This window comes from Pseudomonas sp. JH-2 (genome assembly GCF_036231725.1).
Classification (GTDB): domain Bacteria; phylum Pseudomonadota; class Gammaproteobacteria; order Pseudomonadales; family Pseudomonadaceae; genus Pseudomonas; species Pseudomonas delhiensis.
Map to the genome: position 1 here is coordinate 49,091 of NZ_JAZAQP010000010.1, position 22,717 is coordinate 71,807.

The window sequence follows — 22,717 nt, forward strand, 5'->3', positions numbered from 1 at the left end:
GGCATGAAGGGGCCTATCCTAGGGCCTTTGCCTGGTGTCGGCGAATGGTCTTTCAAGTTTTGCCTACGGCAGTCGATAGAGGGGCAGAACACCCGGAACAAGGAACCTCGGGCATGAACCTTTCCCTGACGCCCTCCAGCCAGACCTTCGCCGGCTCGTTGCGGATAGCGGCCAGCAGCGACGATGGCAGCACGGCGACCGGCGTCGCCCAGGATGACAGTGCCACGACCACCCGCAACGTCGCCTCCGCAAGCCCGGGTGGCAAGCAGGGCGCGGGCGCGGCCGCCGGCGGTGGTGAAAGTGGCGGCAGCTCCAGCGTTGCCGTCGAGCAGTTGCAGAAGCGCCTGCAACAGCTGCAGAAGCAGTTGCAGCAGGAGCAGCAGGAGTTGGCGGCGGCGCAGGCGCGGGAATATTCCTCGGAAAACGAGCGCACCACGATCGTGATGGCCCTGCAGAGCCGCATCGCCAGTACCAGCGCCGCCATGCAGGCCACGGCGGCGGCGCTGGCCGAAGCGATCCGCAATGGCGGCGGTGGCGCCGGTGCCTTGCTCAGCACCAGCGCCTGAGGCGCCTCAATAGCCGGCCAGGATGTTGACGATCACCCCAGTGGCGATGGCCACCAGCACGTAGTCGCCGTTGACGTACAGCCAGCGATGGTCGCGCGGCGGCGCGTAGAGGTGACGGGCGCGCCAGTCGGTGACCCAGTAGCGGTCGCTGCGGTAGACCGGCTGCACCACCACGCCACGGCGCCATTCGCGATGCGGTACCGGCATGCCGGCCTGCGGGCGGAAGTGCGGGTCGCGGTAGTAGCGCGGGTCGGCGTGACCCTGGCGGCCCTGCTGGTAATGACCGCCCTGGGGGCCTTTCTGCGGCTGATGTTGCGGCTGGTGCTGCTGCGGACGGTTATCCGGGCGGTTCGGGCCGTGGTCCTGGCCGGGGCCCTGCTGGGCGAAACTCGCCAGCGGGCTGCCAAGCATCAGGGCGGCACAGAGCAGGGCGACGGTCTTCTTCATGCTGTTCTCCTGGTGCGGCCGCCGGATGCGGCGCGCACTGCGTATCGGTCGAGCCCGGCACCGGGCGCAGCCGGTTCGGGTATTTCATGAGACCGCACGGCCAGGTCAAGAAACGCCAATGCCGGGTAAAGGTCCGGTAAAGAATGCGTCGGTTTTGTCATGACGTTGATACATGGCCGCCCGAACATCGCCCCGCAGCCTCCACCGGAACGGGCCGCGGCGAAGGGTGCTTTGTGTGGTTTACACATTTGATGGTATGTTTGCATCAAATGCACGAAAGAGGTACGGCATGAGCGCACTCATCCGGGAAACCCCGTCGGCCGACCTGGTACTGGCCAAGGCGGTACTGGCGGCCCGTGAGCAACTGGGCATGACGCAGCAGGAGCTGGCCGCCATCGTCGGCGTCGATCGCAGCGCGGTGAGCCGCTGGAAGAGCGGCGGCCTGCGGGTGGGCAGCAAGACCGGCGAACTGGCGCTGCTGCTGGTGCGCGTGTACCGCGCGCTCTTCGCTCTGTTCGGCGGCAACCTGGAAGACATGCGCCACTTCCTGCGCACCCCCAACCGCCACCTGAGCGGCGTGCCCCTGCAGAGGATGGAGCAGGTGCAGGGCTTGGTGCAGGTGGTCGAGTACCTCGACGCCATCCGGGGCAAGATCTGAATGGCGCCCGACGCCGGCGCCGAGCTGTGGCGCGAATGCCGGGGCGAGCAGGCCATCGCCCCGCTGCGGGGCAAGCTGGTGCGCCTGGTGGAAAGCCAGGAGCAGGTCGCCACCCTGCAACTGGTGGATACCCTGGAAGAACAGGCCCTGCTGGAAGAGCTGATCGAGACCAGCAAGCCGCACCTGCCGCCTTCCAGCGAAACCCTGCACTACCTGCTGAAGACACCGTTCCGCTACCCGCCGCTGCGCTGGGGCTCGCGCTTCGGCCGGCGCCACGAGCCCAGCCTGTTCTACGCCGCGCTGCGCCTGGAGACGGCCATGGCCGAGGGGGCCTATTACCGCTTCGTGCTCTGGGAGGGCATGGCCAGCCCGCCGCCCAGCGGGCGCATCCTGTCCGAGCACGCTTCCTTCGAGGCGCGTTTCCAGGTGCAGCGGGGCATCCGCCTGCAGGCGCCGCCCTTCGACCGCTACGCCGGGCGCCTGCAGGACCCGCGGGACTACCACCTGAGCCAGGCGCTGGGCAGCGCCATGCGCGCCGCCGCGGTGGAAGCCTTCGAATACCGCTCGGCGCGCTGCCCGGAAGGTGGGCTGAATGCCGCGCTCTTCGTGCCTTCGGCCTTCGTCGACAAGCGCCCGCGCAACCTCATGCCCTGGCTCTGCGAGACCACCGCCGACTACGTGGCCTTCAAGCACGCCCAGGTGCCGGGTGCGCCGCGGCTGTTCCCGCGCGCGGGGTTCCTGGTCGAGGGCGACCTGCCGCACCCGGCCTGACCGTCCGTCGTCCTGCCCGCCCGGGGCGGGACGAACGCGCTAGCTTATGGCGCTGGCCAAGCAACGGAGTGCGCCATGGACATTCGCCTGGAAGCCCATCCCCATGACCGCCGACAGTGGCGCGTCTACCTCAACCAGTATTTCTTCCAGTACCCCGACAGGCCCACCGCGCAGCGCATGTACGAGCACGTGCTGGAGTCCTTGGGCCGGGCCGCGCCTGCCGCCCAGGCGGCCAGCATCCCGCGCCAGGAACGTCGGCGCAGAGCCCGCGAATGCGTCTGATTCGCCCCTGAGCCTTGCCTGAAAACACCTTCAGAATGCCCCGAAATGAGGCGGTTTGCCCTTGTCCGGCGCGGACTTGTGCACAATGTTGGGGGCTGTTGTCAAGCACCGGAAACATTCCTCCGTAAGCGCTTGATTTTTCGTCGAGCATTTGTAAATTATTGATTTTAAATGACTTTATGGATTGGTGAAAAAACCACCAATCTAAGCTGCAGCCACAGCGGGCAAGGCGTATAAGACGTTTTCATCACCTTATCCACGAGGTTATCCACAGCTTCTGTGGATTGTCCCAAGCGCTTGCTTTCCTCTGGCGTTGTCAAGAGCCATTGCGGCAAAAGCTGCACTGAATTCTCACTCGCGGCTGCTACCATGGCGCGAATTTTCCTGCGACCGCCAGCCCTGGAGCGCCTCAATGCCCGTCGACCTGCCCAACCTGCTGATCGGACTGCTGGCCGCAGCGCTGCCGCTGGGCTGGTTGGCCTGGCACCTGCGCGAGCGCGCGGTGGAGCAGGAGAGCGAACTGGTGCTGCTGCGCGAGCGCCTGGCCACCGCGCAACTGGCCCAGGACGGCCTGGGTGCGCAACTGGAGGCCGAGCGCGAAGCCTTCCAGCGCCTGAGCGGCCGTCATGGCGAACTGGCCGGCGAGGCCGCGGCCTTGCGCCGCGAGGTGGACCTGGGCCGCGCCGAGCGCGAGCGCCAGCAGCAGGCCGAGCGCAACTGGCAGGCCGAGCGCGAGGGCCGCGAGGAAGAGCTGCGCCGGCTGTCCGCCGAGCGCGCCGCGCTGGCCGCCGAACTGCGCGAGCAGCAGGAGGGCCACCAGCAGCGCCTGGGCGACCTGCAGGCGGCCCGCGACGAGCTGCGCGCGCAGTTCGCCGAGCTGGCCGGGAAGATCTTCGAGGAACGCGAGCAGCGCTTCGCCGAGGCCAGCCAGCAGCGCCTGGGGCAGTTGCTCGACCCATTGAAGGAGCGCATCCAGTCCTTCGAGAAGCGTGTGGAAGAGAGTTATCAACAAGAGGCCCGCGAGCGCTTCTCCCTGGGCAAGGAACTGGAGCGCCTGCAGCAGCTCAACCTGCGCCTGGGCGAGGAGGCGACCAACCTGACCCGCGCCCTCAAGGGCCAGAAGACCCAGGGCAACTGGGGCGAACTGGTGCTGGAGCGCGTGCTGGAGCATGCCGGCCTGGAGAAGGGCCGCGAGTACGAGACCCAGGTGAGCCTGCGCGCCGCCGATGGCGAGCGCTTCCAGCCCGACGTGCTGATCCGCCTGCCCGGCGACAAGCAGGTGGTGGTGGACGCCAAGGTCAGCCTCACCGCCTACCAGCAGTTCGTCGCCAGCGAGGACGAGGTGATCCGCCAGCAGGCGCTGAAGCAGCACGTGCTGTCCCTGCGCAGCCACGTGAAGGGGCTCTCCGGCAAGGACTACCGGCGCCTGGAAGGCCTGCACAGCCTGGACTTCGTGCTGCTCTTCATGCCGGTGGAGGCAGCCTTCTCGGTGGCCCTGCAGGCCGAGCCGAACCTGTTCCAGGAGGCTTTCGAGCGCAACATCGTGATCGTCAGCCCGACCACCCTGCTGGCCACCCTGCGGGTGATCGACAGCCTCTGGCGCCAGGAGCGGCAGACGCAGAACGCCCGCGAGATCGCCGAGCGCGCCGGCGCGCTGTACGACAAGTTCGTGCTCTTCGTCCAGGACCTGGACGAGATGGGCTCGCGCCTGCAGCAGCTGGACAAGGCCTATGCGGCGGCGCGCAACAAGCTCTGCGAGGGCCGTGGCAACCTGATCAGCCGCGCCGAGCAGGTCAAGCTGCTCGGCGCCCGGGCCAGCAAGAGCCTGCCGGGCGACTGGCTGGAGCGGGCGCTGGGCGACGAGCCGCAGGTGGTGGAAGAGGGCAAGTAGTCCCAGCGTTTCTCCGTGCGAACCGTAGGGCGAATAACCGTTCGCGGTTATCCGCCGTACGATGCTGCGCTTTTCGTAGGAGCGAGCTTGCTCGCGAACCCTAGGCTGTGGCACGAGGATTGAGTCCGCTCCCTCTCCCCAGCCCTCGGCTGCGCGCCCCGCCCTGAAGGGAGAGGGGGCTTGTCCGTGCCGGCGGATGGGCATGGTTTCAACCTGCAACTTCGCTTCCGGCTAACGCCGAAACACCCGAAACGGTCCCCTCTCCCTTCAGGGAGAGGGTTAGGGAGAGGGTGCTCTTCCTCTTACCCGGAATTACCCGAAATTCCCCTCAACCCCGAGCCGCCCGACTCGCCGCCGGGGAGCTCGCCAGGTAGTCCAGGGCCTCCTGGGTGTTGGCCTCGTGGTCCGGGTGGTACCAGGGCTTGAAGTAGCGCAGGAAGCTGGCGCCCACCGCGGACATCCTGGGCAGCAACCCGCGCTTCTCGCTGTCGCGCCAGATGCGCCAGAAGCTGCGTGGCTTGCCCAGGCTCGGGTCCTGGCGGGCGAGGGTGCGGGTGCCGAAGGCGAACAGCCAGATGATCAGCGGCCAGACCACGAGCATCCACAGCTGGCGGCTGACGAAGCTGCCGCCCAGGTGCACGTGCAGGTCGTGGGCGACGTTGCGGTGCTCCACTTCCTCGGCGCCGTGCCAGCGGAACAGGTCCAGCAGCACCGGGTCGGAGCCGGCGCGGTCCAGCGCCTCGGCCTCCAGCACCCACTTGCCGAGCACGCAGGTGAAGTGCTCGACCGCGGCGACTATGGCGCAGCGCTGGCCGATCCACCAGCGGCGCAGCCAGGGCCTTTCGTTGAACAGCTGCAGCCCCAGCGGGGTGTCGCTGAGCAACTGCTCGAACAGGTAGTCCATGGCCTTCAGGTAGCGGCTGGAGTCGATGCCGTGCACCGTCAGGTAGCGCTCCACGGCGCCGGAGTGGGCGCGGGCATGCATCGCTTCCTGGCGGATGAAGCCCTGCACGTCGTCGCGCATGCGCGCGTCCTTCACGAAGGGCAGGGCCTTGTTGTACAGGCGGCAGAACCACAGCTCGCCGGCCGGCAGCATCATGTGGATGACGTTGATGACGTGGGAGGCCTCGGCCTCGCCGGGGATCCAGTGCAGCGGCGAGCCGCTGTAGTCGAACTGCACCTTGCGCTGCACCAGGCGGTGATGATGGTCGGTCATGGACGGGGCCTCAGGAAGTCAGGTCGAAGCGGGCGAACAGGCGCGACAGGCCGGGCAGCAGGCGCCACTGCCAGCGCGCCAGGTGCACCTCGGCGCCGGCGGCGACCACCGGCTGGTTGCGCTGCACGGCCTGGACGATCTTCTCGCCCACCCTGTCCGGGCCGAGCCGGCGGCGGCGGTAGAAGCGCTGTACCTTGGCCCGGCGGCGGGCCTGCTGTTCCTCGCTCAGGCCGGCGAAGCGGGTGGCCTGGACGATGCCGGTGTCGACGAAGCCGGGGCAGGCGGCGCTGACGCCGATGCCGTGCCCGGCCAGTTCGGCGCGCAGGCATTCGCTGAGCATCAGCACCGCCGCCTTGCTGGTGGCGTAGGCCGGGTAGTTGCGCGAGGGCGCGAAGGCCACGCCGAAGGCGACGTTGACCAGGTGCCCGGGCTTGCCGGCCTCGACCATCTGCCGGCCAAACAGGCGGCAGCCGTCGATGACGCTCCACAGGTTGACGCGCAGCAGGCGTTCCCAGTCCTGCGCGCTGGTGTCGAGCATGGCGCCGGCCAGGCCGATGCCGGCGTTGCTGACCACCACGTCGGGCACGCCCAGGCTGCTTTCCACCCAGGCGGCGAAGCGCTCCATGGCGGCGCTGTCGCCGACGTCCACGCAATAGCTGAAGGCCGTGGCGCCGAGGTGGCGGGCCTGGGCGGCGCTGGCTTCGGCGGCGGCCGGGTCGATGTCCGCGGCGAGCACGCTGGCGCCCTGTCCGGCGAAGCGCAGCAGGGTGGCGCGGCCGATGCCGCCGCCGGCGCCGGTGACCACCACCAGCTTGCCGGCGAAGGGCCCGGCGCCGGGCTTCTGCAGGGCGCGCTGCAGCGGCTGGCTGGCCTCGCCGCCGTCGATGTGGCGGGCGAATTCGTCGATCCAGCCGGCCAGCTGCCGCGGCTCGGCGAGCAGTTGCCAGTGCCCGGCGGTCACCTCGCGGCGCCACAGCCGCGGCGCCCACAGCGAGAGCTGCTGGAACAGCTGCTGGCCGACGTAGCGGTCGCGGGTCGGCACCACCAGTTGCACCGGCACCTCGGTGTGGCGCTTGCGCGGCCGGAAGATCGAGCCGATGAAGTTGGCTCGGTACAGTTTCACGCCGTGCTCGCCGTCGCTGGCCTGGTGCGGGTTGCGCCCGGGGTTGCGGATGCCCTCGACCTTGCGCAGGTACCGCGGCCACAGGCGCGCGGCGCCCAGGCGCCAGGACAGCGCCGGCAGCAGTGGCAGGTGGAAGTAGTAGATGTACCAGGAATGCAGCAGCTGGCTGAGCATCTGCAGCAGCGCGGCCGGGCGCCTGCGCCGCAGGCGGTCGCGCATCCAGTGGCCGACGTGGTCCAGGCAGGGCCCGGAGATGCTGGTGTAGGAGGCGATGCGTTCGCGCAGCGCCGGGTCGGTGACGCTCTCCCAGGTCTGGATCGAGCCCCAGTCGTGGGCCACCAGGTGCACCGGGCGCCCGGGGCTGACGGCGTCGAGCACGGCCTTGAGGTCCTGGCTGAGCAGTTCCAGGCGGTAGTCGCGGGTGCGCCGCGGCTTGTCCGACTCGCCGGCGCCGCGCACGTCGTAGGCCACCACCTGGTAGCGGCCGAGCAGGCGGGCGATCAGCGGCAGCCAGACCTCGTGGTTGTCCGGGTAGCCGTGGACGAACAGCTGCATCGGCTTGTTCGCCTCGCCCCAGCGGTACACCGCCAGGCGCACCGCGCCGGACTGCACGTCGAGGCGTTCGGCCGGCGGCAGGCCGGGGTTCTCGAGCATGGCGTTCATGCGGCCTCCCGTGCTTGCGGCGGGAGCGGATGGGCGGACGGGGTGCCTCGGGGCATGACGTTCTCCAGGCCATTGTTGTTGTGTGGAGCGACCGTGACATCGCTCGATGTCATGATCGATGCTGACCGATTCGCATCACCCGCGCCATGCCCGGCGGCGGTGTTACCGATACGGGCAGTGGCCTGTGGCCCAGGCGCCATGCGGGTTCGGCGCTGCGGGTGGGTGGGGCGGGAAACTGAAGTCCCGCCTTTGGTTGGGCGCACCGGCCCGCCGCGCCTGCGCTTTCGTATCGATGCTTTCCGGTTGTGGCCGGCGCCGGGCGCTGGCTATGATCGCCGCCATGAGCACGCCCCTGAGCCTCCTGCAGCGCCTGCTCCAGCGCCCCGAGCAAAGCCCGCGGGCGCTGGAGGACGAGCGCGAATTCAGCGTCGACGAGCTGGCCCGCGAGGCCGGCAGCACCGTGCGCAACGTGCGCGCCTACCAGGACCGCGGCCTGCTGCCGCCGCCCGAGCGGCGCGGCCGCAGCGGCGTCTACTTCGCCAGCCACCTGCGCCGCCTGCGCCTGATCGGCGGCCTGCTGGAGCGCGGCTACGGCCTGTCGAACATCAAGGAGCTGCTGGAAAGCTGGGAACGCGGCCACGACCTGGACCACGTGCTGGGCCTGGACCAGGCCATCCTCGGCGCCTGGAACCTGGAGACGCCGGGGCAGATCGGCTTCGACGAACTGCAGGCGATCTTCGGCGACGAACTGGACGACGAGGTCATCGACCGCGCCCTGCAGCAGGGCTTGCTGCAGTTCGACGGCGAGCGCATCGGCATTCCCAGCCCGCGGCTGTTCAACGCCGGCGTCGAGCTGCACCGCTCGGGCATTCCCCTGGCCGCTCTGCTGGAGCACCTGGCGGTGCTGCGCAGCGACACCGAGCACCTGGCCGCGGGCATCGTGCGCCTGGTGGTTACCCACCTGGTGGACAGGCGCGGCGCCGAGCTGCTGCCCGGCGCGGCCGACCTGGAGCAACTGGCCGAGGTGTTCATGCGCCTGCGCCCGCTGGCCGAGCAGGTGGTGCTGGTGGAGCTGGCGCGGGGCCTGAAGCTGTCGGCCAACGAGATGCTCGGCGAGCGGGTGGGGGAGATCCTCCGGCAGTTCGAGCAGCCGCGTACCTGATGCAGGGCGTACAACCGTTCGCGGTTGTACGCCGTTACGCAGGCGCTTCGTGGTCGAATCCGCGGCGCGCCCGGGGCCGAGGCCAGGCGGCGGATGACCGCGAACGGTCATTCGCCCTACGAAGAACCTTGTGCCGCGTGCTGCAGGCGGTCGCGCAGCCAGGCGCGGGCCGGGTCGCGTTCGGCGTCCTCGCGCCAGATCTGCACGAAGTCGAAGCGCGGCAGCGCCAGCGGCGGTTCGAACACCGCCAGGGAGGCGGGCAGCTCCAGGCGTTCCAGGCAGCGCGCGGCTATGGTCAGGACCAGGTCGGTGCCTTCCAGCAGCGCCGGGGCCACGGTGAAGTGCGGCAGGGCCAGCGCCACCTGGCGGCGCAGGCCGAGCTTGCCGAGGGCGCCGTCGATTTCCTCCAGCGAGTCCTGCAGCGCCACCCGCACGTGGGCCGCCGCCAGGTAGGCCAGCAGCGACAGGCCGTCGGCGCGGTCCAGCAGGTCGCGCCGGCATACGCAGACGAAGCGTTCCTCGAACAGGCGCCAGGCGCGCACCCCGGCCGGCAGCACCGGGAACACGCCGAGGGCGCCGTCCAGCTCGCCTTCGGCGACCTGCCGGGCCATCTCCAGGCGCGATTCCTGGCTGACGCCGAGGCTGACCTGCGGCGCGCATTGGCGCAGGTCGCGCAACAGGCGCGGCAGCAGCACCCAGGCGCCGTAGTCGGACATGCCCAGGCGGAAATGGCGGTGGCTGGAGGCCGCCTCGAACGCCGGCCCGCCCAGCAGGCCGCGCACGCCGTCGAGCACCTGGACCAGGCGCGGCGCCAGCTCCAGGGCGCGGGCGGTGAGCCGCATCTCGTTCTTCACCCGCACCAGCAGCGGGTCGCCGAGCTGCTCGCGCAGGCGCGCCAGGGCATGGCTCACCGCCGGCTGCGACATGGCCAGGCGCTCGGCGGCGCGGGACACGTGGCGTTCGGCGAGGAGGGCGTCGAGGATCACCAGCAGGTTGAGGTCCAGGCGGCGCAGGTCATGAATGTCATGCATATGGGCTGTATCGAATGTGCATTTCCATTCGTGCAGTGGATAGCAAAGGATGGGCCCGTCCACAAGCAACGGAGTCCATCCATGTCGAAGATCCTGCTCATCAGCCTGGCCATCTCGGTCGGCGGCCTGGTCGCCCTGCAGGCCGGCAGCAACGCCTTCCTCGGTCGCCAGCTGGGCCACCCGCTGAGCGCCAGCCTGGCCTCGCTCGGCGTCAGCCTGGGCGTGGTGGTGCTGGCCCTGGTGATCATGCGCGTGCCCCTGCCGGCCGGCGCCGGGGTGGCGGCTACGCCCTGGTGGAGCTGGCTCGGCGGGCTGTTCGGCGCGGCCTACCTGACGGTGGCGGTGATGCTGGCGCCGCGCCTGGGCGGGGCGACCTTCCTGGCCTGCGTGGTGGCCGGGCAGATGCTGGTATCGGCGCTGTGCGACCAGTTCGGCTGGGTCGGCTTCCCGGTGCGCCGGCTGAGCGCCGAGGGCGTGCTGGCGCTGCTGCTGATCGTGGCCGGGGTGCTCCTGCTGCAATGGCGCGGGCGGCTCGCCTGAGTCACATGAGGAACAGCGTCAGCGCCCCCGCGGCCAGGCCCGCGACCATCACCGGCACGCTGCGCAGGGCCAGCTGGCCGCCGCCGACCAGGGCGATCAGGACGGCCTTGACCAGGCTGTTGCTGGCCACCGCGAGGACGATGCCGCGCCCGGCCACCTCGGCGTCCAGCCCGCCCATGGCGTTGCTGGCCAGGGACAGGGTGATGGCGTCGACGTCGGCCAGGCCCGAGAGCAGCGCCACCAGGTACACGCCGACGTCGCCCAGGTAGCGGTGCCCGGCCTCGACCAGGAACAGGATCAGCGCCAGCAGGGCGGCGAAGCGCAGGGCCGGGCCCAGCTCGAAGGGGTTCTTCAGCGGCGGTTCGCTGGCGGCGGGCGTCTCGTCCCGGCTGGCGCGGCGCCAATACAGCAGCGCGCCGCCGGCGTAGACCAGGGTGGCGACGATCAGCGGCGGCAGCAGGTTCGGCAGCAGCTCGGCGTTGACCAGGCCCACCTCCAGCGCCACCCGCGGGAACATCAGCGCCGAGGTGGCCAGCAGGCCGGCGGCCAGCAAGGGTTGCAGGCGGCGCTGCTCGTGCATGCCGGCGAGGGTGAGGGTCATCGCCGTGGACGACACCAGGCCGCCGAGCAGCGCGGTGATCAGCAGGCCGTGGCGGGTCCCGGTGAGGCGCACGGCGACGTAGGCGGCGAAGCCCAGGCCGGCGATCAGCACCACCATCCACCAGCTGGCGTAGGGGTTGAACACCTGCCAGGGGCCGTAGCCCTGGTTGGGCAGCACCGGCAGCATCACCACCGAGATGAACAGCAGCTTGAAGGCCGCCGACAATTCGCGGGCGTCCAGGTGCTTCAGCGCCGCGTGCAGGGACTCCTTCAGGCTCAGCAGCAGCGCCACCACCACGCCGCCGCCGGCGGCCAGCAGGCGGCTGTCGGCCACCGCCAGGCTGCCCAGCAGGAAGGTGGCGAGCAGGGCCACCTCGCTGGTCATGCCCTGGTCGCCGCTGCGGCCCACGTCGGCCAGGTAGCCGGCCACCGCCAGCAGGCCCACCAGCAGCGCCATCACCACCCAGGCCCAGACGCCGAAGTGCCCGGCCAGCAAGGCGCTCAGGCCGCCCAGCAGGCCGGCCAGGGTGAAGGTGCGGATGCCGGCGACCTGGCGGATGTCCTCGAAGTCGCGCTCGCGCCAGCCGCGCTCGGTGCCGACCAGCAGGCCGATGGCCAGGGCGGTGGTGAGGTCGAGGACGAGTTCCATGTGGTCCAGCATCATCGTGGGTGGGCTCCATGCGGGGATGCTGGGAGTCTAGAAGGCGCCGGGGTGGAGAGGGTGTTCCAGATCAAGCCGGGTGGCGCATCCGTGATCCGGCGCGGGGGCGGGCCATCGCGGACGGAGTCCGCTCCTACAGGAGATGTCATGTCTCACCAGGGACTGTAGGAGCGGACTTTGTCCGCGATTCGCGCGCAGGGCGCGCTCCTACAAGGGAATGGCACGGGGGGATGGCGTAGGCGGAGCTCATCCGCGAAACGCGCCGGTGGTTCCGGCTATCGCGGATAAGGTCCTCCTACGGGGGAGGAATACCGTGCCCCCGGAGCCTGTAGGAGCGGGCCCTGCCCGCGATTTCGCGCGCAGGGCGCGCTCCTACAGGAGCGGGCAGCCACGATTGCACCGTCTCAGCGCAGGCTCAGGTGCCGGCTCAGCAGCGCCCGCAGCGCCGCCGGCTTCACCGGCTTGGCGAGGAATTCCAGGCCGGCGGCGTGGATCTGCGCCACCAGCTCGGGGCGGGCGTCGGCGCTGATCACCACGCCGGGCACCGGCTCGCCCAGGCGGGCGCGCAGCCAGGCCATCAGCTCGGCGCCGGTCTCGCCGTTGTCCAAGTGGTAGTCGATCAGCGCCAGCTCCGGGCGCGCGTCGCTGTCCAGCAGCTGCTCGCACTCGGCCTTGCTGCGCGCGGTGAGCACGCGGCAGCCCCAGCGGCTGAGCAGGCTGTTCATGCCGACCAGGATGCTGTCCTCGTTGTCCACGCACAGCACCTGGGCGCCGTTCAGCTCGGTGGGCACCTCGGCCTTGTGGCCGTTGAGCTCGGCCGGCGCCGGCTGCCGCGCCAGCGGCACGCTGACGCTGAACACGCTGCCCTTGCCCGGCCAGGAGCGCACCTGCAGGCGGTGGCCGAGCACCTTGCACAGCCGGTCGGCGATCGCCAGGCCTAGGCCCAGGCCTTTCTCGGCGCGGGTCTGGTGGCTGTCCAGGCGCTTGAATTCCTCGAAGATCACGCTGAGCTTGTCCTCCGGGATGCCCGGCCCGCGGTCCCAGACCTCCAGGCGCAGGTGCCCGTCCTCGCGGCGCACGCCCAGCAGCACGCGGCCCTTGGCGTAGCGGAAGGCGTTGGTCAGGAAGTTCTGCAGCACCCGGCGCAGCAGCTTGATGTCGCTGTCCACCCGCAGCTTGCTGCCGCGCAGGTGGAAGTCGATGCCCTGTTCCTGGGCCAGGGCGCGGAACTCGGCGCCCAGCGGGTCGAGCAGGGCGCTGAGCGGGAAGGCCGCGCGCTCGGCGCTGACGCGGCCGCTTTCCAGGCGCGAGATGTCCAGCAGGTCGGTGATCAGGTCCTCGGCCGAACGCAGCGAGGAATCCAGGTGGCGCACCAGGTCGCTGGCCTCGCCGGACATCCCGCCTTGGTGCGCCAGCGCCGCGGAGAACAGCCGCGCGGCATTCAGCGGCTGCATCAGGTCGTGGCTGACCGCGGCGAGGAAGCGCGTCTTCGACTGGTTGGCGGCCTCGGCGGTGCCCTTGGCCTCGGTCAGCGCCTGGTTCAGCTGCGAGAGCTCCTGGGTGCGTTCCTCGACGCGCTGCTCCAGGCTCTCGTTGGCTTCCTTGAGGCCGTGCTCGGCGTCGCGGAACGCGGTGATGTCGGTGAAGCTCATGACGAAGCCGCCGCCGGGCATGGGGTTGCCGATCAGCTCGATGACGCGGCCGTTGGGGAACAGCCGCTCGGAAGTGTGCGGGGTGCCCTGGCGCATCCAGTACAGGCGCTTGGCCACGTGCAGGTCGGGGTCGCCGGGCCCGCACAGGCCGCGCTCGGCGTTGTAGCGGATGATGTCGGCGATCGGCCGGCCGACGTGGATCAGCCCGTCGGGGTACTCGAACAGCTCGATGTAGCGGTGGTTCCAGGCCACCAGGCGCAGCGACTGGTCGACCACGCTGATGCCCTGGGTGATGTTCTCGATGGCGCCCTGCAGCAGGGCGCGGTTGAACTGCAGCACCTCGGAGGCTTCGTCGGCGATCTTCACCACGTCCTCCACCTGCATCTCGCGGCCCTCGATGGCGGCCTTGACCACCGCGCGCGCCGAGGAGGCGCCGAGCACGCCGGCGAGCAGGCGCTCGGTGTGGGCGATCCACTCGTCGTTGGCGTTCTGGCTGGGTACGAAGCCCTTGCCCTGGCGGTAGGCGAAGCGGATGAAGCTCTGCCGCGCGCGCTCCTCGCCGACGAAGCGCGCGGCGAGCATCAGCAGGTCTTCCAGCTGCACCGCCAGCATCGAGCGCGAGCTGAGCCGCTGGGAGATTTCCTGGCCGATGAAGCGGCTGGCCTGCCAGTGCTCGGAGACGCGGGTGCGGGAGAACACCGAGACCAGGCCGAACAGGGCGAAGTTGCCGATCAGCGAGAGCAGCACGCCGAGGGTCAGCGGCTCGATGTTGACGCCGAAGGGGTGGCCGGCCAGCCAGGTCAGCCCGGGGAAGTGCTCCAGCGGCCAGCCCAGGCTGCGGGCGATCACCGGCAGCACCAGGGTGTAGGCCCAGAGCGCGGAGCCGGCGGCGAGGCCCGCGAACACGCCGCGGCGGTTGGCCTGCTTCCAGTACAGCGCGCCTATCATCGCCGGGCCCAGCTGGGCGATGGCGGCGAAGGCGATCTGGCCGATGGTCGCCAGGCTGGCGGTGGAGCCCAGCAGGCGGTAGCTGACGTAGGCCAGCAGGAGGATCAGGGCGATGCTGACCCGGCGCACGGTGAGCAGCCAGTGGCGGAACACCTCGAAGGGCTGCTCGTCGTTGCCGCCGCGGCGGCGCAGCAGCCAGGGCAGCAGCATGTCGTTGGAGACCATGGTGGACAGCGCCACGCTGGCCACGATGACCATGCCGGTGGCCGCCGAGGCGCCGCCGATGAAGGCCAGCAGCGCCAGCGCCGGGTGCGCCTCGGCCAGCGGCAGGCTGATCACGAAGGAGTCGGGGATGACCCCTGCCGGCAGCTGCATCTGCCCGGCCAGGGCGATGGGCACCACGAACAGCGCGGCCAGCACCAGGTAGGCGGGGAACACCCAGCGCGCCAGGTTGAGGTCGCGCGGCTCGATGTTCTCCACCACCAGCACGTGGAACTGCCGCGGCAGGCACATGATGGCGGTCATGGCCACGCCGGTCTGCAGCAGCATGGCCGGCCAGTGCACGGTTTCCTGCCAGTACTCGGCCAGCTGCGGGGCGTCGCGGGCCTTGTCCAGCAGGTCGCCGAAGCCGTCGTAGAGGCCGAAGGTGACGAAGATGCCCACGGCGAGGAAGGCGGCCAGCTTGACCAGCGACTCGAAGGCGATGGCCAGCACCATGCCGCGGTGGTGCTCGGTGACGTCCAGGCTGCGGGTGCCGAAGACGATGGTGAACAGCGCCAGCACCAGCGAGACGATCAGCGCCGTGTCCTGGGCGCGGCTGCCGCCGGAGTCGGCGCCGGCGCCGATCAAGAGGTTCACGCCCAGGACGATGCCCTTGAGCTGCAGGGCGATGTAGGGCAGCACGCAGACCACGCAGATCAGCGCCACCACCACCGCCAGGGCCTGGGACTTGCCGTAGCGCGCGGCGATGAAGTCGGCGATGGAGGTGATGTTCTCCTGCTTGCTGATCATGATCATCTTCTGCAGCACCCAGGGCGCGAAGAGCATCAGCAGCACGGGGCCGATGTAGATCGGCAGGAACGACCAGAGCTGGCCGGCGGCCTGGCCGACGGCGCCGAAGAAGGTCCAGCTGGTGCAGTACACCGCCAGGGACAGGCTGTAGACCCAGGCGCGCAGGCGCGGCGACAGGGGCGCGCGGCGGCGGTCGCCATAGAAGGCGATGGCGAACAGGATGGCCATGTAGAGAAGGGCGACCGTGGCGATCAGCCCGCTGGACAACGACATGCGAACTCCGAGAAATCGACGCGCTCCCCCGCAGGAGCTGCTGGGATGCAGTTTCGCACCAAAGTCCGATGCTGTCAGAACCCCTGCGACCAAGGTCTCAGAGGCCGCTTGCCGCAGTGGGAAAGCGCTGGTAGCTTTGCCGGCCGTTTCGCCCCGGGCCCGTCCGTCGCGCCCTGGCGCCGCTGTGGCACTATTGCCGGGCGCCGGGTTCCGATAGGGGCTGGCGGAACGCCGAGGTACGAGGAGGGGCCATGTTCAGACCGTCACCCATCACCCTGCAGCGCGGTGCGCTGCGCCTGGAACCCATGGTCGAGGCCGACGTGCCCGAGCTGGTGGCCCTGGCCGAGGCCAACCGCGAGGCGCTCAGGTTCATGAGCGCGCCGCAGCGCCCGGACTGGTACCGCAACAGCCTCGCCGAGCAGCGCGAGGGCCGCGCCCTGCCGCTGGTGGTGCGCCTGGGCAACCAGTTGGTGGGCACCACCCGCTTCATGGACTTCCTCCCGGCGCTGCCGGCCTGCGAGATCGGCGGCACCTGGCTGGACGCGGCGCAGCACGGCACCGGGCTGAACGCCAGCATCAAGTACCTGATGCTGCGCCAGGCCTTCGACAACTGGAAGATGGTCCGCGTGCAGCTCAAGACCGCCGCCAGCAACCTGCGTTCGCAGCGCGCCATCGAGAAGCTCGGCGCGCTGCGCGAGGGCGTGCTGCGCAACCACCGGCGCCTGGCCGGCGGGCGCCTGGACGACACCGTCCTCTACAGCATCACCGACCTGGAGTGGCCGCAGGTGAAGGCGGCCCTGGAAGCCGGCTTCATCGGCTGAGCGCCCCGGCATGCCCCTCGACAGCGCCCACGGCGAGCGCACGCGCTTCTGGCGGGCCCAGGAACTGGGCGGCCTGGAGCTGCTGCACGCACGCTTCATCGAACAGCGCTTCGCCCCCCACGTCCACGAAGGCTTCGCCCTGGTGCTGATCGAGCAGGGCGCCCAGCGCTTCCGCCACCGCGGCGCCGAGCACCTGGCGCCGACCGGCAGCCTGGTGCTGATCAACCCCGACGAGGTCCACACCGGCTCCAAGGCCCACGAGGCGGGCTGGCTGTACCGGGGCTTCTACCCGGAGGTCGAGCAGGTCGGCAGCGTGCTCGACGAGCTGGAGCTGGGCGGCCGGGGCCTGCCCACCTTCGATGCCAGCGTGCTGCACGACGCGGAGCTGAGCCGCGCCTTCCTGCATGTGCACCGCCTGCTGGAGTCCAATGCCAGCAGCCTGGAGCGCCAGACCTGCTGGCGCGAGGCGCTGCTGTTGCTGTTCCAGCGCCATGCGCGGGTGCCCGAGGCGCGCCCGGCCGGGCAGGAACCGCTGGCGGTGGCCCGCGCCCGCGAACTGCTGGCCGCCCAACTGGTCGAGCCGCCATCGCTGGAAGCGCTGGCGGCGGCGGTGAACCTGTCGCCCTTCCACTTCGCCCGGGTGTTCCGCAAGGCCACCGGCCTGCCGCCCCATGCCTGGATCAAGCAACGCCGCCTGGAACAGGCCCGCGCCCTGCTCAAGGGCGGCTGCGCGCCGGCCTCGGTGGCGGCGCAGCTGGGCTATGCCGACCAGAGCCACCTCAGCCGCCAGTTCAAGCAGGCCTACGGCGTGGCGCCGGGGGAATACCGCCTGGCGTGCGGACGCTCAGACATGCCAGCCGGTAACCCGTAGGAGCGGGCCCTGCCCGCGATTCGCGCGCAGGGCGCGCTCCTACATGGAATGGTGCGGGTGGGGTGGCGTAGGAGCGGATCTTATCCGCGAATCGCGCCGGGGGTTCCGGCTATCGGGGACAAGGTCCTCCTACCATTCCGGTGGGCACGGCTTCTCGTAGGAGCGAGCTTGCTCGCGAATGAGCCCCGCAGCGGAGTCTGTTCGCGAGCAAGCTCGCTCCTACGAAGGGCACATCGGCGCGGTCTGTAAGGCAGTTGCTCCTTCGGGGGAGAAATGCGCTGCTTTCCGGCAACGCACTCCGTCCGCGATTTCGCCCCGGCCTGTCCGGTCATGCGAGAGGCAATTCGGAATTTTTGCCCGCGGATGTGGCCAGAGGGCCCGCAGTTGCAGTCAAATCTGCGACGGACGCCGCGGCGTCCTCCCGGCCCGCTTTCGGGGTCGCCTGACCAGGTACACACGGACGATGAGCCAACACTCGCAATTCGCCCTGCTGGGCACCCGGCGCTTCCTGCCGTTCTTCATCACCCAGCTGTTCGGCGCCTTCAACGACAACATCTTCAAGCAGTCGCTGATCCTGGCGATCCTCTACCACCTGAGCATCGGCGGTGACCGCAACCTGCTGGTCAACCTCTGCGCGCTGCTGTTCATCCTGCCGTTCTTCCTGTTCTCCGCCCTGGGCGGGCAGTTCGGCGAGAAGTTCAACAAGGACGCGCTGATGCGCGCGCTGAAGCTGGCCGAGGTGGTCATCATGCTGGTGGGCGCCGCGGGCTTCCTGCTCGGCAGCCTGCCGCTGCTGTTCCTCGCGCTGTTCGCCATGGGCACCCACTCGGCGCTGTTCGGCCCGGTGAAGTACTCCATCCTGCCGCAGCACCTGCGCGACGACGAGCTGGTCGGCGGCAACGCCCTGGTGGAGATGGGCACCTTCCTGGCCATCCTCGCCGGCACCATCGGCGCCGGTGTGCTCATGTCGCGCCAGGCCTACGCCCCGGCGGTGGGCATCGCCGTGGTACTGGTGGCCGCCTGCGGCTACCTGGCCAGCCGCGGCATTCCCCGCGCCGCCGCCGCGCTGCCGCAGCTGCAACTGGACTGGAACATCTTCCGGCAGTCCTGGAGCATCCTGCGCCTGGGCCTCGGCCAGCGCCCGGCGGTGTCGCGCTCGCTGGTGGGCAACTCCTGGTTCTGGTTCCTCGGCGCGGTCTACCTGACGCAGATCCCCACCTACGCCAAGGAGCTGCTGCACGGCGACGAGAGCGTGGTGACGCTGATCCTCACGGTGTTCTCGGTGGGCATCGCGCTGGGCTCGATGCTCTGCGAGAAGCTCTCGGGCAAGAAGGTGGAGATCGGCCTGGTGCCCTTCGGCTCCATCGGCCTGAGCCTGTTCGGCATCCTGCTGTGGTGGCACAGCGGCGGCTTCCCCGTCGGCGCCGCGCCCTTCACCTGGCTGGAGGTGCTGGAGCACCCGCAGAGCTGGGCGGTGCTCGGCGATATCCTCGGCATCGGCGTCTTTGGCGGCTTCTACATAGTGCCGCTGTATGCGCTGATCCAGGCGCGCACCGAGGAGGACAAGCGGGCCCGGGTGATTGCCGCGAACAACATCCTCAACGCGCTGTTCATGGTGGTGGCCGCCATCGTGTCCATCCTGCTGCTGTCGGTGGCCAGGCTAAGCATCCCGCAGCTGTTCCTGGTGCTCTCGCTGATGAACGTCGCGGTGAACGTGTACATCTTCAAGATCGTGCCCGAGTTCACCATGCGCTTCCTGGTCTGGCTGCTCAGCCACTCCATGTACCGCGTCGACCACCAGAACCTCGAGGCCATCCCCGACGAGGGCCCGGTGGTGCTGGTATGCAACCACGTGTCCTTCGTCGACGCGCTGCTCATCGCCGGCTCCATCCGCCGCCCGGTGCGCTTCGTGATGTACTACAAGATCTTCCGCCTGCCGGTGCTCAACTTCATCTTCCGCACCGCCGGCGCCGTGCCCATCGCCGCGCGCCACGAGGACGAGCGCATCTACGAGGAGGCCTTCCGCCGCGTGGCGCAGTACCTGAAGGACGGCGAGGTGGTGTGCATCTTCCCCGAGGGCAAGCTGACCGCCGACGGCGAGATGAACGAGTTCCGCGGCGGGGTGGAGCGGATCATCGAGCAGACCCCGGTGCCGGTGATCCCCATGGCGCTGCAGGGCCTGTGGGGCAGCTTCTTCAGCCGCGACCCGGGCAAGGGCTTCTTCAGGCGCATCTGGTCGCGCGTGCGCCTGGTGGCGGGGCAGCCGCTGCCGCCGCAGCAGGCCCGGCGCGAGCACCTGCAGGCGCTGGTGACGGACCTGCGCGGCAACGCCCGCTGAAACGAAAAAGCCCCGGCAGAGCCGGGGCTTTTTCACAGGGGCGCGAGGTTCAGATGACCTGAACTTCGTCCGCCTGCAGGCCTTTCTGGCCTTCTACAACGATGAAGGAGACCTTCTGGCCTTCCTGCAGCGACTTGAAGCCATTGCCCTGGATGGAACGGAAGTGAACGAACAGGTCGCCACCGTTTTCCTGGGTGATGAAGCCAAAGCCCTTGGCATCGTTGAACCATTTGACGGTGCCGGTCTGACGATTCGACATGGAATTACACCTTGAACGTTGTGGATTGCTGCTGCACGGCGTTACCGCCGCCTGTTCTGAGTTGCAAGGTGTGGGCCGGGCCGGACGAAGAGCGTCGCCGCCTTCAGGTCATCAGCCGTGACGATCCTGGCAAGCACAGTCGCCGCAGCATACCGGGACTTTTCCGGGAAAGCGACAGGACGGACGTGCCGATTTCAATGACTGAGCTTCAACCCGACCAGGCCGCAGAGGATCAGCGCGATGCTGAGCAGGCGTAGCGGGGCGACGGATTCGCCGAACAGCAGGATGCCGAGGGTCACGGTGCCCAGCGCGCCGATGCCGGTCCAGATGGCGTAGGCGGTGCCCAGCGGCAGCTGTTTCATGGCAAGGCCCAGCAGGCCGATGCTGGCGGCCATGGCCAGCGCGGTCAGCACGCTGGGCCACGGGCGGGTGAAGCCTTCGGTGTATTTCAGACCGACGGCCCAGGCCACTTCGAACAGGCCGGCGGCGAACAGGATGAACCAGGACATGGGGACCTCCGGGACGACTGATGGGCAGGGCCGTCCCCGTCGGTGCACCTGGCGGTGGTGAGGTCGTCCTCACGATGCGCAGTATTTTGCACATTCTGGCCCGGGCGGCAACCTGTGGTCGCGCCCGGGCCGGCGGCCCTCAGGAAGCCTGGTCGGGCTTGTCCGTCAGGCGGCGGAACCAGCTCGACAGGGTGGCCCCGGAGATGTTGTGCCAGACGCTGAACAGCGCGCTGGGCACCGCCGCCAGCGGCGAGAAGTGGGCGCTGGCCAGGGCCGCGCCGAGCCCGGAGTTCTGCATGCCAACCTCCAGCGCCAGCGACTTGCGCTGCGCCAGGGGCAGGCCGAAGGCGCGCCCGGCGAGGTAGCCGAGGAGGAAGCCGAAGCCGTTGTGGAGGATCACCACGGCCATGATCAGCAGGCCGGACTCGGCGATCTTCGCCTGGCTGGCCGCCACCACCGCCGCGACTATCACCACGATGCAGACCACCGAGACCAGCGGCAGCGCTTCCACCACCTTGCCCACCCGCGCGCCGAACAGGCGCTGGGCGACCACGCCCAGGGCGATGGGCAGCAGCACCACCTGGAGGATCGACCAGAACAACTCGGCGAAGGACACCGGCAGCCAGGCCGAGGCCAGCAGCCAGATCAGCGCCGGGGTCAGCAGCGGGGCGAGCAGGGTGGTCACCGCGGCGATGGCCACCGACAACGCCAGGTCGCCGCGGGCCAGCCAGGTCATGACGTTGGAGGCGGTGCCGCTGGGGCAGCAGCCGACCAGGATCACGCCCACGGCGATTTCCGCCGGCAGTTGCAGCAACCGGCACAGCAGCCAGGCCACGCCGGGCATGATGACGAAGTGGGCGACCACGCCCAGGCACACGCGCCAGGGGTGGCGGGCCACCTCGGCGAAGTCTTCCAGCTTCAGCGTCAGGCCCATGCCGAACATGACGATGCCGAGCATCGGCACTATCGCCGGTGCCAGCGGGCGGAACCACTGCGGGGCGAGGAAGGCCAGCACGGCGAACAGCAGTACCCAGAGGGCGAAGGTGTTGCCGACGAAGCGGCTCAGCAAGGCGATGGCGCGCATGGGTGGCGCTCCTTGTGGTTACTGTCGGGGCCGGCGCCCGGGGGCGCCGGCCGGGACGGGGGTTAGATGCCCTGGGGGATTTCCTCGCCACCCAGCGCCTCGAACAGCGCCGGCAGGAACTGGCCGAAGGTCAGCATCATCAGGATGAAGCTGGCGTCGAGCTGGCCGAGGGCGTCGTCGCCGCCGTCCTTCTCGGCCTGCTCCTGCAGCAGTTCCTCGAAGCGCAGGCGCTTGATCGCCAGCTTGTCGTCGAGCACGAAGCTGAGCTTGTCCGACCAGGCCAGGGCCAGCTGGGTGACCAGCTTGCCGGAGGACAGGTGCAGCTGGATCTCGTCGCTGGTCAGGTCCTGGCGCTTGCAGCGCACCACGCCGCCGTCCTCGTGGGTGTCGCGCAGCTCGCACTCGTCGAGCACGAAGAAGTCGCCGGCGGCTTCCTGGGTCTTGACCCAGTCGGTGAGGGTGGCGCTGGGCGCGACCTTGACGCTGAGCGGGCGCACCGGCAGCGAGCCGAGGGCCTCGCGCAGGGTGGAGAGCAGGTCCTCGGCCTTCTTCGCGCTGGCGCTGTCGACCAGGATCAGGCCCAGCTCGGGGGCGATCGCGGCGAAGGTCGAGGATCGGCGGATGAAGGCGCGCGGCAGCAGGCTCTGGACGATCTCGTCCTTGAGCTGGTCGCGCTCCTTCTTGTAGACCTTGCGCATCTGCGCGGTCTCGATCTCGTCCACCTTGTCCTTCAGCGCGTCACGCACCACGCTGCCGGGGAGGATGCGTTCCTCCTTGCGCGCGCTGACCAGGTAGAAGCCCTGGCTGGCGTGCGCCAGGGGCGCGTCGGGGCCCTTGCCGAAGGGGGCGGTGAAGCCGTAGGTGGTCAGTTCCTGGCTGGCGCAGGGGCGCGCCGGCTTGCTGGCCAGGGCTTTCTCGAGGGCATCGGCATCGATCTGCAGATCCTGGGTGAGGCGATAGACGAGCAGGTTACGGAACCACATGAGGATCAAACTCCCGGGACACGAAAGGTCCGCATTATTCCGCTAGCGGCTCTCCAGGCCAACCCCGTTACCGACTTCGTCGACATTTCCTAAGCCTTTGGAACATCTGAAAATTTTTTTCACTCAGGGGCTTGCCAGGGTGAAAATGCGCCCGTAGAATGCGCCCCACTTCGAGAGTGAAGGGTGATTAGCTCAGCTGGGAGAGCATCTGCCTTACAAGCAGAGGGTCGGCGGTTCGATCCCGTCATCACCCACCAATCTCGTGGTCCGACGCAGCGGTAGTTCAGTCGGTTAGAATACCGGCCTGTCACGCCGGGGGTCGCGGGTTCGAGTCCCGTCCGCTGCGCCATATTCCAA

20 protein-coding genes and 2 tRNA genes are annotated in these 22,717 nt (G+C 69.4%); 12 read left to right on the forward strand and 10 right to left on the reverse strand.

Features of this window, described 5'->3' with window-relative positions:
• Window positions 1–113 precede the first annotated feature (113 nt).
• Window positions 114–566, forward strand: a complete 453-nt coding sequence (locus VV867_RS09625; RefSeq protein ID WP_328566235.1) for a hypothetical protein — start codon at window positions 114–116, stop codon at window positions 564–566.
• 6 nt (window positions 567–572) lie between these two features.
• On the opposite strand, the gene VV867_RS09630 is transcribed toward VV867_RS09625, so the two are convergent.
• Window positions 573–1,013, reverse strand: coding sequence for an RcnB family protein (locus tag VV867_RS09630; protein ID WP_109936597.1), 441 nt, complete (start codon window positions 1,011–1,013; stop codon window positions 573–575).
• Between the two features lie 289 nt (window positions 1,014–1,302).
• Between VV867_RS09630 and VV867_RS09635 the strand changes: the two genes are divergently transcribed.
• The 4 genes from VV867_RS09635 (at window position 1,303) to rmuC (ending at window position 4,615) form a co-directional block, all read left to right on the forward strand.
• Window positions 1,303–1,671, forward strand: a complete 369-nt coding sequence (locus VV867_RS09635; protein ID WP_043271094.1) for an antitoxin Xre/MbcA/ParS toxin-binding domain-containing protein — start codon at window positions 1,303–1,305, stop codon at window positions 1,669–1,671.
• Entirely contained in the window at window positions 1,672–2,442 is a 771-nt protein-coding gene (locus VV867_RS09640; RefSeq protein WP_328566236.1) for an RES family NAD+ phosphorylase, read from the forward strand.
• 75 nt (window positions 2,443–2,517) lie between these two features.
• The gene (locus VV867_RS09645; RefSeq protein ID WP_089393106.1) at window positions 2,518–2,724 is read left to right on the forward strand and encodes a hypothetical protein; all 207 of its coding nucleotides are present in this window, start codon (window positions 2,518–2,520) and stop codon (window positions 2,722–2,724) included.
• 526 nt (window positions 2,725–3,250) lie between these two features.
• A complete protein-coding gene (gene rmuC, locus VV867_RS09650; protein WP_328566276.1) occupies window positions 3,251–4,615 on the forward strand; it encodes a DNA recombination protein RmuC in 1,365 nt (454 codons plus the stop codon).
• Between the two features lie 328 nt (window positions 4,616–4,943).
• Here rmuC and VV867_RS09655 read toward each other — a convergent pair whose 3' ends face one another.
• Together VV867_RS09655 and VV867_RS09660 are read right to left on the reverse strand one after the other, a co-directional pair.
• Window positions 4,944–5,831 carry a metal-dependent hydrolase gene (locus tag VV867_RS09655; RefSeq protein WP_109936601.1) on the reverse strand — a complete coding sequence of 296 codons (888 nt, stop codon included), beginning with the start codon at window positions 5,829–5,831 and terminating at the stop codon, window positions 4,944–4,946.
• Window positions 5,832–5,841: 10 nt separating this feature from the next.
• Complete coding sequence (locus VV867_RS09660; RefSeq protein WP_328566237.1) at window positions 5,842–7,617, reverse strand: SDR family oxidoreductase; 1,776 nt, start codon at window positions 7,615–7,617, stop codon at window positions 5,842–5,844.
• A 340-nt stretch (window positions 7,618–7,957) separates the two neighbouring features.
• On the opposite strand from VV867_RS09660, the gene VV867_RS09665 reads away from it, so the two are divergent.
• The gene (locus VV867_RS09665) at window positions 7,958–8,779 is read left to right on the forward strand and encodes a MerR family transcriptional regulator (protein WP_328566238.1); all 822 of its coding nucleotides are present in this window, start codon (window positions 7,958–7,960) and stop codon (window positions 8,777–8,779) included.
• A gap of 116 nt (window positions 8,780–8,895) precedes the next feature.
• Here the strand turns inward: VV867_RS09665 and VV867_RS09670 are convergent, their stop codons facing one another.
• Window positions 8,896–9,810, reverse strand: a complete 915-nt coding sequence (locus VV867_RS09670) for a LysR substrate-binding domain-containing protein (RefSeq protein ID WP_328566239.1) — start codon at window positions 9,808–9,810, stop codon at window positions 8,896–8,898.
• Window positions 9,811–9,891: 81 nt separating this feature from the next.
• Between VV867_RS09670 and VV867_RS09675 the strand changes: the two genes are divergently transcribed.
• Complete coding sequence (locus tag VV867_RS09675; protein ID WP_109936604.1) at window positions 9,892–10,350, forward strand: DMT family transporter; 459 nt, start codon at window positions 9,892–9,894, stop codon at window positions 10,348–10,350.
• 1 nt (window position 10,351) lies between these two features.
• Here the strand turns inward: VV867_RS09675 and VV867_RS09680 are convergent, their stop codons facing one another.
• Both VV867_RS09680 and VV867_RS09685 read right to left on the reverse strand, forming a co-directional pair.
• Window positions 10,352–11,611: an MgtC/SapB family protein gene (locus tag VV867_RS09680; RefSeq protein WP_109937339.1), complete on the reverse strand. Its 1,260-nt coding sequence runs from the start codon at window positions 11,609–11,611 to the stop codon at window positions 10,352–10,354.
• Window positions 11,612–12,015: 404 nt separating this feature from the next.
• Window positions 12,016–15,495, reverse strand: a complete 3,480-nt coding sequence (locus VV867_RS09685; protein WP_328566240.1) for a hybrid sensor histidine kinase/response regulator — start codon at window positions 15,493–15,495, stop codon at window positions 12,016–12,018.
• A 251-nt stretch (window positions 15,496–15,746) separates the two neighbouring features.
• Here VV867_RS09685 and VV867_RS09690 point away from each other — a divergent pair, with 251 nt between their 5' ends.
• From VV867_RS09690 to VV867_RS09700, 3 genes are all read left to right on the forward strand, one after another.
• On the forward strand, window positions 15,747–16,316 hold the full coding sequence (locus tag VV867_RS09690; RefSeq protein WP_089393099.1) for a GNAT family N-acetyltransferase: 570 nt from the start codon (window positions 15,747–15,749) through the stop codon (window positions 16,314–16,316).
• 10 nt (window positions 16,317–16,326) lie between these two features.
• A complete protein-coding gene (locus VV867_RS09695; RefSeq protein ID WP_328566241.1) occupies window positions 16,327–17,187 on the forward strand; it encodes an AraC family transcriptional regulator in 861 nt (286 codons plus the stop codon).
• Between the two features lie 463 nt (window positions 17,188–17,650).
• Window positions 17,651–19,525 carry an MFS transporter gene (locus VV867_RS09700; RefSeq protein ID WP_328566242.1) on the forward strand — a complete coding sequence of 625 codons (1,875 nt, stop codon included), beginning with the start codon at window positions 17,651–17,653 and terminating at the stop codon, window positions 19,523–19,525.
• 49 nt (window positions 19,526–19,574) lie between these two features.
• On the opposite strand, the gene VV867_RS09705 is transcribed toward VV867_RS09700, so the two are convergent.
• The 4 genes from VV867_RS09705 to rdgC all read right to left on the reverse strand — a co-directional run bounded on the left by VV867_RS09705 (window position 19,575) and on the right by rdgC (window position 22,360).
• Window positions 19,575–19,784 (reverse strand): cold-shock protein, encoded by a 210-nt coding sequence (locus VV867_RS09705; RefSeq protein ID WP_009620558.1) that lies wholly within the window; start codon window positions 19,782–19,784, stop codon window positions 19,575–19,577.
• 194 nt (window positions 19,785–19,978) lie between these two features.
• Window positions 19,979–20,293, reverse strand: coding sequence for a quaternary ammonium compound efflux SMR transporter SugE (sugE, locus tag VV867_RS09710; RefSeq protein ID WP_109936608.1), 315 nt, complete (start codon window positions 20,291–20,293; stop codon window positions 19,979–19,981).
• A 139-nt stretch (window positions 20,294–20,432) separates the two neighbouring features.
• Entirely contained in the window at window positions 20,433–21,377 is a 945-nt protein-coding gene (locus VV867_RS09715; RefSeq protein ID WP_109936609.1) for a bile acid:sodium symporter family protein, read from the reverse strand.
• Between the two features lie 62 nt (window positions 21,378–21,439).
• A complete protein-coding gene (rdgC, locus tag VV867_RS09720) occupies window positions 21,440–22,360 on the reverse strand; it encodes a recombination-associated protein RdgC (protein WP_328566243.1) in 921 nt (306 codons plus the stop codon).
• Window positions 22,361–22,541: 181 nt separating this feature from the next.
• Between rdgC and VV867_RS09725 the strand changes: the two genes are divergently transcribed.
• Together VV867_RS09725 and VV867_RS09730 are read left to right on the forward strand one after the other, a co-directional pair.
• A tRNA-Val gene (locus tag VV867_RS09725) sits at window positions 22,542–22,617 on the forward strand.
• Between the two features lie 15 nt (window positions 22,618–22,632).
• Window positions 22,633–22,709, forward strand: a tRNA-Asp gene (locus VV867_RS09730).
• The last annotated feature ends 8 nt before the right edge of the window (window positions 22,710–22,717 follow it).

Coding starts and splice junctions, on each gene's coding strand:
- VV867_RS09675 (WP_109936604.1), top strand. CDS start 9,892: ATGTCGAAGATCCTGCTCATCAGCCTGGCCATCTCGGTCGGCGGCCTG.
- VV867_RS09705 (WP_009620558.1), bottom strand. CDS start 19,784: ATGTCGAATCGTCAGACCGGCACCGTCAAATGGTTCAACGATGCCAAG.
- VV867_RS09640 (WP_328566236.1), top strand. CDS start 1,672: ATGGCGCCCGACGCCGGCGCCGAGCTGTGGCGCGAATGCCGGGGCGAG.
- VV867_RS09660 (WP_328566237.1), bottom strand. CDS start 7,617: ATGAACGCCATGCTCGAGAACCCCGGCCTGCCGCCGGCCGAACGCCTC.
- VV867_RS09665 (WP_328566238.1), top strand. CDS start 7,958: ATGAGCACGCCCCTGAGCCTCCTGCAGCGCCTGCTCCAGCGCCCCGAG.
- VV867_RS09700 (WP_328566242.1), top strand. CDS start 17,651: ATGAGCCAACACTCGCAATTCGCCCTGCTGGGCACCCGGCGCTTCCTG.
- VV867_RS09690 (WP_089393099.1), top strand. CDS start 15,747: ATGTTCAGACCGTCACCCATCACCCTGCAGCGCGGTGCGCTGCGCCTG.
- VV867_RS09655 (WP_109936601.1), bottom strand. CDS start 5,831: ATGACCGACCATCATCACCGCCTGGTGCAGCGCAAGGTGCAGTTCGAC.
- VV867_RS09645 (WP_089393106.1), top strand. CDS start 2,518: ATGGACATTCGCCTGGAAGCCCATCCCCATGACCGCCGACAGTGGCGC.
- VV867_RS09680 (WP_109937339.1), bottom strand. CDS start 11,611: ATGCTGGACCACATGGAACTCGTCCTCGACCTCACCACCGCCCTGGCC.
- VV867_RS09670 (WP_328566239.1), bottom strand. CDS start 9,810: ATGCATGACATTCATGACCTGCGCCGCCTGGACCTCAACCTGCTGGTG.
- VV867_RS09695 (WP_328566241.1), top strand. CDS start 16,327: ATGCCCCTCGACAGCGCCCACGGCGAGCGCACGCGCTTCTGGCGGGCC.
- sugE (WP_109936608.1), bottom strand. CDS start 20,293: ATGTCCTGGTTCATCCTGTTCGCCGCCGGCCTGTTCGAAGTGGCCTGG.
- VV867_RS09625 (WP_328566235.1), top strand. CDS start 114: ATGAACCTTTCCCTGACGCCCTCCAGCCAGACCTTCGCCGGCTCGTTG.
- VV867_RS09635 (WP_043271094.1), top strand. CDS start 1,303: ATGAGCGCACTCATCCGGGAAACCCCGTCGGCCGACCTGGTACTGGCC.
- VV867_RS09685 (WP_328566240.1), bottom strand. CDS start 15,495: ATGTCGTTGTCCAGCGGGCTGATCGCCACGGTCGCCCTTCTCTACATG.
- rdgC (WP_328566243.1), bottom strand. CDS start 22,360: ATGTGGTTCCGTAACCTGCTCGTCTATCGCCTCACCCAGGATCTGCAG.
- VV867_RS09630 (WP_109936597.1), bottom strand. CDS start 1,013: ATGAAGAAGACCGTCGCCCTGCTCTGTGCCGCCCTGATGCTTGGCAGC.
- VV867_RS09715 (WP_109936609.1), bottom strand. CDS start 21,377: ATGCGCGCCATCGCCTTGCTGAGCCGCTTCGTCGGCAACACCTTCGCC.